This is a genomic window from Bacillus sp. 05T31 (assembly GCF_056396725.1).
On the sequence record NZ_JBFTMA010000337.1, the window covers coordinates 1 to 4,389 of the forward strand.

3 protein-coding genes and 2 other annotated features are annotated in these 4,389 nt (G+C 35.3%); all 3 genes read left to right on the forward strand.

What is annotated here, in order from left to right; translation table 11 throughout:
- Positions 1 to 2,223: DUF4020 domain-containing protein (locus AC1DJR_RS18640; protein ID WP_477003216.1), on the forward strand; the 2,223-nt coding region annotated here is incomplete at its 5' end.
- Positions 2,224 to 2,331: 108 nt separating this feature from the next.
- Positions 2,332 to 2,568 (forward strand) — a binding site (T-box leader).
- Between the two features lie 194 nt (positions 2,569 to 2,762).
- The gene (locus AC1DJR_RS18645; protein ID WP_429688393.1) at positions 2,763 to 3,839 is read left to right on the forward strand and encodes a bifunctional 3-deoxy-7-phosphoheptulonate synthase/chorismate mutase; all 1,077 of its coding nucleotides are present in this window, start codon (positions 2,763 to 2,765) and stop codon (positions 3,837 to 3,839) included.
- Positions 3,840 to 3,848: 9 nt separating this feature from the next.
- Positions 3,849 to 4,068: a binding site (T-box leader), on the forward strand.
- A 53-nt stretch (positions 4,069 to 4,121) separates the two neighbouring features.
- Positions 4,122 to 4,389, forward strand: a 268-nt coding sequence (locus AC1DJR_RS18650) for a chorismate synthase (protein WP_477003217.1), incomplete at its 3' end; no start/stop codon positions are given.

Sequence of the window (4,389 nt, forward strand, 5' to 3'; positions counted from 1 at the left end):
GAGCATAAAGAAATTGGCTTGTTGCTATTAACGTTTATTTTAGACGGGAAACTTAAATTGAAGCGTGTAAGAAAATGGGGAAATGACACGCAAGAGTCGATTGAACTCGAGGAATCGAGTCGTATACCGATGCCTATTTTTTCTCATGTGGAGCGAATTTGGAAAGAGAAAATGAGACCACATATTACTTACTACGCAAATCCGATTATGGTTACGGGGTTAGAAAARATACAACTATTGTCATTAAGACAAAATGCACTGAAAARAAGAGATAGAGAAATTTCAGAGCAGGAGTTACAGCAAAATGATTTTACATTTTTAATTCAAATTGTAAAAGAGTGTCTTACATATTTATGTGAAAACAATGAGAAAAAAGCAAATCATTATATTACAGAAATGATAGAAACTGATAGTGTACTTCAAAAGCGAATTGCAATTGAAGCAATGATTAATAATGTATTCGTTACAGCGGATGACAAACTGAAGTGGTTGTTACATGTAGATGTTCTGTTAGATTTCACATGTAAACATGAAGTGTTTCAACTTTTAAAGAATTATTACGCAGATGCTTTAGAGGAAACGAAAGAAGAAGTAATTCAACATGTATTAGAGTATCTTGCAGAAGAGAGGGCGTTTGATGCTTGTCTTGTATTAGACTTACTATTCACGTGTGATTCGAATAGTAAGTGTACGGCGGAAGGATACGAGCTAATGAAACAGAAACACCCCCATTTTTCTTCAGATCTATACAGTGTTCCAAAGAAAGAGGCAAATGAACAACGTATTACATGCAATGTAACAGCTGATGGATTACTGCAGCTGAAAGACGATGAAATAATGGAGCAAGTTCGGCAATTTTCAAGAGACGGTGTTTTTGAACAACGCCATTTTTTAGAGATGTTATCAAAAGCGTGTAAATTGAATGTAGAGTGGAGTATTTCGTTTGCTTATCAACTAGTAGGCGTGCACGAAATTAGTAATGAAGTATGGTTTGTGTGTATAAGAGAGTGGCGAAATAACCGGAATTTGACGAATGAACAAATTCAAAAAATCATTCCGTTATTGCAGAAATTTATTAGAAATACTGCTTTTCATTGGTTAATTAGTAGTTTTCTATATGAAATTAGTAATCGATTAGAAGAGTTAGATGAAAATAGTATACGGATTGTAAAACGCTTTGCCTTTACTGTACTTCCACAAGTTATGAGAGGGGAATCGGATTTTAAAATTGGAAAACAAGAGTTTTACAATGAATCCATTCAGCACCCTGTTGGGAAGATGACCGCTGTATTACTAAAACTGCTAGCATATGATCATTTATACGATCGCAACGTGTATGAATATTTATTTTTATTTGAGGAGCAGGTAAGGGTTACTTCGGAAAGAACGAACTTCATGTTTGCGCGTTTAACAGCAGATATTACGTTTTTATACCATATTGAGAAGCAATGGTGTCGGAAAAATGTACTACCTTACTTAGATTTAAAGAAAGAAAGTGAGCTTACGAAATATGCGTGGGCGGGATTATGTTATACGCAAATTAATCTACCTTTGTTTACAGAAATAAGACGATATATTAAGTATGCAGTAGAACATTTAGATGCACTACATCCATATACGAGAGAAGCATTTTTAAAATGGCTTAGCTTTGTATTTATTAAATGCGTATTATATTGGGAGCAAAAAACAGATTGGTTATATCCACTTTTGATGCAAGAAAACGAAGAGAATAAAATTAAGTTTATGCAGTATTTATGCTACTACGTAAAAACGTTAAGTGGTAAGGAACAACAAAAATTTTGGACAGCGTGGCTTAGTGTGTTTTTAAGAGAACGTCCGAAAATGGGCGTAATAACAACGAGAGAATATATGATGCTTTTACGTATTGTTTTATGCATGGATGAGGTTTTAGAAAAAGGATTAAATATTATTTCKAGTAAATTTCAAGGTGTGGAAGGACAATCTAATCAAGAAGAAATGAAACAGTTGTTTATAGAGATACTTGAAAAGAAAGAGCGTATGAAAGCGTWTAAAGAATTGTATGCAAATGTGTTTTTCACTTTACTGCAGTCGTGTCAAGAAGCCGATTTACTTGAAAGTGAGATCATACAAATAAAAGAACTATTAACCAGGTATGAAGTAGAAAGACATGTATTAAATTTAATAGAAAATGAAATAATTCGCATCGGAATCGTAACGGAGAATTTACAAGAGGAATCATAGGGCGGAAGTGGAATTTTAAAAAAATTTATAAAAAGTTATTGACAGTGTTTTGAAAAGCGTTCTATAATACGAATCATACTTATTCAATTTCAAAAACATTTGAATAAACAAAGTGCAATGAAGAGATCACAGTAGTGGTTAGTCTTACTGTAACAGAGAGCTGGTGGTTGGTGYGAACCAGTACAGGGATAATCATGAATTACAGTCYTGGAGCATCTTTTTCGTAGTAAAGATACTATTGTCTTTATGAAGGAAAAGCGGTCARATGATCGTTAACARTGAAGAGAGGTAGRCAGAAATATAGTCTACAACTAGGGTGGTACCGCGATAAATATCGTCCCTACTGATTKAWTCAGTAGGGCTTTTTTGTACAAAAAAGTGGCTTATTAACTAGTAGTTAGTGTCTTTATGGTAATTATTAGTTTAAAATAAGAAGAGGTATCGATTCCACTTTAAATTTGTATAATTAACCAGTTCAGAAAATAGAGAATTTTTTATTCTCTTACTATACTTTTAAAACATTAGAGGAGGATTTCCAAATGGCAAATCACGAATTAGATCAATTACGTAAACAGGTAGATGAAATTAACTTACAATTATTACACCTATTAAACAAACGCGGTGAAATCGTTCAAAAGATTGGGGAGCAAAAACAAGTACAAGGTACGAAACGCTTTGATCCAGTACGTGAGCGTGAAGTACTTGATATGCTTGCAGAGCATAACGAAGGACCATTCGAAACGTCAACGATTCAACATATTTTCAAAACGATTTTCAAAGCAAGCTTAGAATTACAAGAAGATGATAACCGTAAAGCATTACTAGTTTCACGTAAAAAGAAAAAAGAAAATACAATTGTTAATGTTAAAGGTGAATTGATTGGAAACGGAACACAAACGTTCATCATGGGACCTTGTGCGGTAGAAAGTTTAGAGCAAGTTCGCCAAGTAGGGCAAGCGATGAAAGATCAAGGACTTAAATTAATGCGCGGYGGTGCTTTCAAACCGAGAACATCTCCATACGATTTCCAAGGTTTRGGAGTAGAAGGTTTACAAATTTTACGACAAGTAGCAGATGAGTTCGACTTAGCGATTATTAGTGAAATTTTAAATCCGAATGACGTAGAAATGGCGCTAGAATACGTTGATGTAATTCAAGTTGGAGCACGTAACATGCAAAACTTCGATTTACTACGAGCTGTAGGTAAAGTTAATAAGCCAGTATTATTAAAACGTGGTTTAGCAGCAACGATTGATGAGTTCATTAATGCAGCGGAATACATCATTGCACAAGGAAACGACCAAATTATTTTATGTGAGCGTGGTATTCGCACATACGAAAGAGCGACACGTAACACATTAGATATTTCAGCAGTACCGATTTTAAAGAAAGAAACACATTTACCAGTTATCGTTGACGTAACACATTCAACAGGACGTAGAGATCTATTATTACCAACAGCGAAAGCGGCACTTGCTATTGGAGCAGATGCAGTAATGGCTGAAGTTCATCCAGACCCAGCAGTTGCGTTATCAGATTCTGCGCAACAAATGGATATTCCAGAATTCCATAGATTCATGGATGAGTTAAAAGGTTTCAAAAATAAATTAGCTTAATTCCATATCATAAATGCGCTGAAGAGGAAACAGTAGTGCTTATCTCACTGTTAAAGAGAGCTGATGGCCGGTGTGAATCAGTACAAAGGTAAGCATGAATTACAGCCTTGGAGCATCTTTCCCGCCAACTTTCGGAGAGAAAGACGGTCAAACGATCGTTAAAGAAGAAGAGAGGTAGACGAAAGAAGTCTACAACTAGGGTGGTACCGCGATAAACATCGTCCCTACTGAGCGCTCAGTAGGGACTTTTTTGTACAAAAAAATAGTAAAGGGGCAAGAGAAATGAGATATATTACAGCTGGAGAATCACATGGGCCGCAGTTAACAGTTATTTTAGAAGGTGTACCAGCAGGTTTAACATTAACAGCGGAACATATTAATAAAGAATTATTAAGAAGACAAAAAGGGCATGGGCGCGGAAGACGCATGCAAATTGAAACAGATACAGTTGAAATTGCAAGTGGTGTACGTCACGGAATGACACTTGGTTCACCAATTACGTTAATCGTAAAAAATGATGATTTCAAACATTGGACGAAAGTAATGGGTG